The sequence below is a fragment of the Mycobacterium sp. TH-M82 genome (assembly GCF_057473605.1).
Genome location: NZ_JBYCKY010000456.1, coordinates 1 through 6,191, shown reverse-complemented (window position 1 = coordinate 6,191; position 6,191 = coordinate 1). Strand labels below are relative to the sequence as shown.

5 protein-coding genes and 1 pseudogene are annotated in these 6,191 nt (G+C 62.6%); all 6 read right to left on the bottom strand.

Annotation, left to right across the window (positions count from 1 at the left end; all coding sequences use genetic code 11):
* Window positions 1–98 precede the first annotated feature (98 nt).
* Window positions 99–1,022 (bottom strand): hypothetical protein, encoded by a 924-nt coding sequence (locus tag AC2VON_RS13955; protein WP_486953507.1) that lies wholly within the window; start codon window positions 1,020–1,022, stop codon window positions 99–101.
* Window positions 1,023–1,064: 42 nt separating this feature from the next.
* A complete protein-coding gene (locus AC2VON_RS13950; RefSeq protein WP_486953506.1) occupies window positions 1,065–2,612 on the bottom strand; it encodes a hypothetical protein in 1,548 nt (515 codons plus the stop codon).
* A gap of 124 nt (window positions 2,613–2,736) precedes the next feature.
* Window positions 2,737–3,051: a hypothetical protein gene (locus AC2VON_RS13945; RefSeq protein WP_486953505.1), complete on the bottom strand. Its 315-nt coding sequence runs from the start codon at window positions 3,049–3,051 to the stop codon at window positions 2,737–2,739.
* A 1,649-nt stretch (window positions 3,052–4,700) separates the two neighbouring features.
* Window positions 4,701–5,651: a DNA adenine methylase gene (locus AC2VON_RS13940; protein WP_486953504.1), complete on the bottom strand. Its 951-nt coding sequence runs from the start codon at window positions 5,649–5,651 to the stop codon at window positions 4,701–4,703.
* A 74-nt stretch (window positions 5,652–5,725) separates the two neighbouring features.
* On the bottom strand, window positions 5,726–5,923 hold the full coding sequence (locus tag AC2VON_RS13935) for a hypothetical protein (RefSeq protein WP_486953503.1): 198 nt from the start codon (window positions 5,921–5,923) through the stop codon (window positions 5,726–5,728).
* Between the two features lie 65 nt (window positions 5,924–5,988).
* Window positions 5,989–6,191, bottom strand: a pseudogene (locus AC2VON_RS13930) (hypothetical protein); the annotation flags it as partial.

Below are 6,191 nucleotides of genomic sequence, written 5' to 3'. Positions count from 1 at the left end.
AGGCAACGGCTCGGGGTCGGGGGTGTGTGGCATCCACAGCGAGTACAGCGAGGGTGGGGACAGGTGGCCGGGACGGTGGCGAGGTTTGTGGGGTTTGGTCATGCTGTCCTCCGTCGCGGGGCGATCCGATGAACCTGTTCGTAGTAATTTGCCGCCATCGACCGAGACACGTGCATCACGGACTCCGTGGCGTCCCAGTCCTCATCGGTGGGAACGGTGTGCCCGAGCAGCGCGGCGTGGGCGGTCAACACCGTGAACCTCAACTTGAGATACGCCAAGTCCACCGCACCCCCCACGCCCGACCGAAGTTGGTCAGCGGCGGCTTGGGCACTGGGGGGCATGGTCAACGGTCCATCGGGGACGCCACTCCAGTCCGTCTCAGGGATGGTGAGAGGCTCGTGGGTAGCACCGACCTCGCCACGGAACGGGCAGTAAGCCAAGGACGAAAGCAGGTACCTGGACGCGAGCGGAATGTTCTGACGCATGAACACCCAGCCACTTAGCGATGGCGGGTAGATGCTCTCCCGCAGCGTGACACGGTATGTGCCCGCCGAGAGCCCGTACTTCGTGTGCGAAATCTCGCCACTGTCCAACAGAACTTCCATCTGACGGCGGGTCGCCGGCCCTTTCATCAGATGTCTCAGCGATACACCGTCCAAGAAAAAGTTCAGGGTCGAGTGCGGGTCGATGCCCGCCGCCGCCGCGAACCCCTGCCACGTGCCGTGACAGACCAAATCACCGACAGGTGGCAGCAGCTCATCCGCGTGATTCTTCGTTGTCGAGAACCCGTCTCCCGTTCTCCCGATGACACCAACCCACAGGTTCGGCTCGGTGCCGATAGGGGTCAGAATTCCGGGGCGGATGTTCGCCGCCGCGTTGGCGAGCAGGTGCACGTAGAGCCCGCCGGGGCTGCTGACCCGTGATCCTCTCTGACGGATGTGCTCCAGGACAGGGTGTCGGTCGTACCACTCGGCGGGGACGGCGAACTCAGGGTTCACGACCGTGAACGGGTTGCGGGACATGGGTTTCTCCTTACTTGTTGGGGTTGTTGAGGCGGTCATCTCTCAGTCCTCCGTCTCTTTCACGAAATAGCCGCCGTTGTTCTGGTAGATGCGCCCGTCGTCTTCTAGCGCGCCGAGGGCGTCGGCGAACAACCCCCGCTGTTTCGGTGAGGAGTTGCCTTGTAGCGTCCGCCGCGTGACGCCGGGATTGCGGGCGATTTTCTCCACCAAGATCAGCGAGAGGGCGCGGACTTGCACCGTGCGCAACTCCTCCAGGTGCGCGTCGGCGGCGGCTTTCGATACACCCTGTAACACGCCGTGCTCAACCGCGCCCTCCTCCTTGCCTTTCTTCAAGACACCGAGAACGCGGGCGAGGCAGCGGCGGCTGTGCTCCATCACCAACCCAGCCCAACGCCACGCCACGCCGTCGATAACGACGGGGCTACCAGGTGCAGCAGTCCAGCCCGCGTAGATAGCCGCCAGGCGTAGCCGAGTGTTCACGGCGTGCGTGTCTTCCTCCTTGATGACACCCGCACCGCAGAGAGCGGAACGACGGAACGCTTGGGCGGCGTCGATTACCTCATCGGAAACGGTGACGCTTGCGGGACCATGCACGTAGATAGGTGGCGGTTCCGTGTTCATCCCACGGGGCAGCGGTAGCCCCATGCGGCGGTGCAATTGACACCTCAGCAGGTGCCGCGATTTCTTGTCCGGTGCTTCCGTGTCGGCAATATCTACGTTCAGCAAGCGCTGGATCGTCCCGCCCCCGTCGCTGTAGTAGAACGCCGCCGCCCGCTTCGGCTGTACGCCCATCGAGCCGACAAATCGGTAACTCAAGGCTTCGAGCGTCATACCGACGCCAGACTTCGCACGGCTGATCGACTCGTCACCCACAGGCTCACCCGTGACCAATGAACGAACGACGGGCTCCAGCGTCGAGCCCGTGCTCTTACCTTTTGCTTTCGCCGCTAAGGCGTCAACTTCTCGCCAATCACCCCAGACGGGGCGGTAGTGCCGTTCGTGGGTCTTCTTCTTCGGGTCGGTCGGGTCTTCCTTGTCCTCAAAGAACTTGTCCACCAGCAACTCACCAGAGGCGGCGGACACCCTCACGATTTCGTTGTCGGGGTTCACCCCACCGAGCGAGCCGTGCAGCCGAGACGAGGAGGGATATATAGGGGCGCTCATTGTCAGCCCCTTACCCATGCCCGACTCACCGACGAAGCCCAACAGGAAATTCAGCGGTATCCGCGTCCCGCCCGTGCCGGTATAGAACGACACGGTAGGCACGTCACACGCGGCGACGCCAATAGCCCTAGCCAGCAGCCCCCACGGGCTCCCTGTTTGCCACCCCCTAGCCATGTCGGACAAGTTCAGTAGTAGGTTCAGGCGCGGCTCAACGAACACCTCACGGTAGAGGTCGTCATCGGTCAACGAGGCGAAAGTCTTAACCTCCGCCGCGACAGCCTCCAGTTCGTCAACGGTAGGGTCGGCGCTGTTGTCGGTGGCGTCGTCGCCGTCGTCGGACAGCCCTAACTCCTCCGCTTCGTCAGCGGTGAACGAGAACCGGGTAGACGACGGGCGCGGCGCGAAATCCACGTCCGCCAGGTCCAAGAACGGATTCCCGGTACGGGTCGGTGGGGTCGGTGATGGCTCCCCGTTGGGCGACGATGATATAGTGGTCATAGGTCTTAGCAGTCCTTCCAAAGCCCCCGTTCGCAGCGGGGGTTTTGTCGTTTTACGAGGTGGTAGCGGCGGCTTCGCGGGCGCGTCTGTTCAGCGCGCGGTGTCCCCACAGGCGGGCGGCGTCGGCGGGGCGTACAGCCCACGAGGAGACGGTGCCGCGCGCGCCGGGAATGGCGAGGGCGGGCAGTTTCCCGACACGGATGGCGTAGGCGACGGTTTGCGGCGAGATGCCCAGCCATTCACCGACCCATCCCGGACCCGCGAAATCTGGGGCGTCGTCAGGAATCAAAGCCGCCAGGTCGGCGGGCAGGTCATCCATTTGCGCGAGCGTTTCCGGTCGGGGGCGAGTTCGGGCGATAGTTGACATATCGCTTTCTCCTTCGTCTGTCTATACACAGTTTGCTTCTCAACAAAGAGGATAAATCAAGAATCCGAAAACACGCCGTGACGCAATGGGCGGGACGTGACACCATTTCACCAGGCAAAAATAGCTCTGACCAGGCATGCTGTTAATACGTGATTAACAACATGGACAAGGAATGCGCAGCTCATGGCAGGACAGCCCACCTATACACGGGCGGGGCGGTGAATTTGCTAGACGCAAATGTGGGCGGGCGCGGGGTGACGGACATCACACACACACACGGGCGGGTTCGGGGTTCGGTCGCGGCGGTGATGAACACACCCATCCAGCAAACTTTCACCGTTGTGGGCTGTTTGCGGGTTGTGGGTTGTTGTGGGTTGCTGGTTTTGGGGTGTGGGTTGGGTTAAAACGCTTTGACCTGCGGTTATGTGTTGTGGGTTGTGGGTTAATAACCCACAGGGGGTGTGAGAGAGAAAATCTGTTCGCCGCCGGGTCCTTCAAAATAATCGCAGCTCAGAGTATGTAATTAGATAATCTAACTACCCTTGTTTCGTGTATAGGGGATTCTCTGCCGCGCTACCCCCTGTGGGTTATTAACCCACAACCCACAACCCACACGAGAGCTAACAGCTAACTCCTCCAGGGCTGCGACGGGCTGTCCAGAGCTGTCCAGGGCGGCGACAGGTCTGTCCAGGGCGGCGACAGGTCTGTCCAGGTCGGTCCAGGCTGCGACGGGCTGTCCAGAGCTGTCCAGGGCGGCGACAGGTCTGTCCAGGCTGCGACGGGTCTGTCCAGGTCGGTCCAGGCTGCGACGGGTCTGTCCAGGGCGGCGACAGGTCGGTCCAGGTCGGTCCAGGTCGGTCCAGGTCTGTCCAGGTCGGTCCAGGCTGCGACGGGTCTGTCCAGGGCTCTCAGGGCTGCGACGTGCCCGTGCCGAACCGTGTCCGTGTCCGTTCCATGTCCGTCGCCGTCAGCTAATCTCCGTAAAATTCTGACCTGCATGGAATTTTTATCCAGCAAATATCGCCCGTACCTGTGTCCGTACCCGTACCCGTACCCGTACCCGTACCCGTACCCGTGCCGTGCCGTGCCGTACCCGTGCCGTGCACGGTTCATGCCGTGCCCAGTGCCGTCACCGACCACCGCCGTCACCGTCACCATCACCGTGCCCATCGCCATGCCTGTGCCGGTCCGTACCCGTGCCGGTCCGTGCCGTGCCTGTCCACGTGCCTGTGCCGTCACCATCACCATCGCCGTGCCTGTGCCTGTGCCCGCCGGTCCGTACCGGTGCCTGTCACCGTCCCAGCCCGTGCCCATCGCCGTCAGCTAATACCAGTAAAATTCTGACCTGCACGGAATTTCCTGTCAGCAAATATTGCTTGTGCCTGTGCCGAACTGTGCCGTGCCCGTGCCTGTACCTTCGCCGTACCCGTGCCCGTGCCGGTCCGTGCCGTGCCCGTGCCGTCGCCAGCGCCATCGCCGTACCGGACTGTCCACGTGCCGTGCCGGACCTGTCCGGGTCGCCGTGCCAGCGCCATCGCCATCGCCATCGCCGTCACCGTCGACATCACCACCGCCGTGTCAGCCTGTGCCCATCGCCGTCAGCCAGCCAGCAAATATCCACAAAATTCTGACCTGCACGGAATTTTCGTCTAGCAAATACCCCGACGTGCCCGCCACGCGGCGATTCGGCACGCCTCACTGCACCAGACCCGACGCCGCCCCCGTCGAGGTTGGCGAATGAGCGCCAGACACCCAGGACAGCGCTGGATTTCCGTAACGTCAGCGCCGTTCTGTAACGGAATTTCCCAGGTCAGCGGACGGTTCGCCCACACCACCTCCACCCGCGCCCCGTCCCCCGTGCCCTGCTGTGTGCTCGTCTCGATTTCGTACCGGTACCAGTCCGCCAGGGTCTCGTTGTAGACCTGACTCCCGTACCCGCTGATGACCACAGCCGCGTCCACGTCCAGGCACAATTCCAACAACTTCCGGTGCTCGGCGGCGCTGCGCATCTCAACTCGGTATTCCCCGCCGCGACGGATGCCTCTATCCACAACATACGGCGGGTCGATGTAGAGAAGATTCTGACGGTCGCCCCCGTATGCCGATACCATCTCCGTCGCCGGTCGGCATTCCAGCGACACGTTCTGTATCCGTTTCGCAGCAGCGGCAATTCGCCCAGCGTGCCGCTGCAACGTGATGGGCATGGGCGTCGAGGTCGGCGCGGCGTTATGCCGCCAACCCGTCCTCGTGATGCTGCCCGACCTGCCCTGGGTCAACGCCACGAACACACGCCGCGCCACTTCCAGGTCGTCCAATCCAGTGGGAAACGCATATGCCAGTTCACGTTCCGCTCGGCTGTGAGGGGTCAGAAAACAGACCCGTTCAAGCTCATCGGGGCGGTCCCGTAGCACTCGCCAGAAGGTCATCAAACAACCATCAAGGTCGTTGACGGTCTCCTGTCGGCTACGGGGTTTGGCAAGCAGGACAGCCAAACTCCCGCCGCAGACCTCGATGTAATGCCGATGGGGCGGGAAGCTGCCAGCCAGACGGTCAGCCAACCAGGCTTTCCCACCGAAGTAGCTGATGGGGGAACGGGTCATACGGGGAATCTACCGGGAATAGAAAGAACCCCGCCCCGGGAATACCGGGACGGGGTTCTTCTTTATCTACCGGGTCAGCGAGCGGCGCGGATTCCCGCTTCGATGTCAGCCAGGTCGACGGTGTACGTCGCCTCGGCGGGCAGGTAGCTGACAGCCAAGTCCGCCAGTCTCGCCGCCAGCTCGGACACCTTTTCGGGCGTGTCCGCCGCCGCCAGTTCCTCGACGGTAACGTCCTCGTAGACGGCTTCCCAGTCGATGATGGTTTCGCTCACGTGTAAACTCTCCTTATTGATTGGATTCTCGGATGCCCCGCCCTGACCGGCGGGGTTTCTGCTTTCTATTCGGTCTCGTCCTCGTCCTCGAACACCTCCCTTATCTCCTCTCGATTCCGTAGGTAGTCCCGAAACGCGGCGACGCGCTCGGCATCGGTCCCATACTCGGACCCGTACCGTGCTAGCCAGCGGGTCCAGGTCGGGTCGGTCACGCCGCGCCGTTCAAGTGCAGCAATTCCCTGACCGGTTGGCTGGGCACAATCCACCG

Coding starts and splice junctions, on each gene's coding strand:
- AC2VON_RS13955 (WP_486953507.1), bottom strand. CDS start 1,022: ATGTCCCGCAACCCGTTCACGGTCGTGAACCCTGAGTTCGCCGTCCCC.
- AC2VON_RS13945 (WP_486953505.1), bottom strand. CDS start 3,051: ATGTCAACTATCGCCCGAACTCGCCCCCGACCGGAAACGCTCGCGCAA.
- AC2VON_RS13940 (WP_486953504.1), bottom strand. CDS start 5,651: ATGACCCGTTCCCCCATCAGCTACTTCGGTGGGAAAGCCTGGTTGGCT.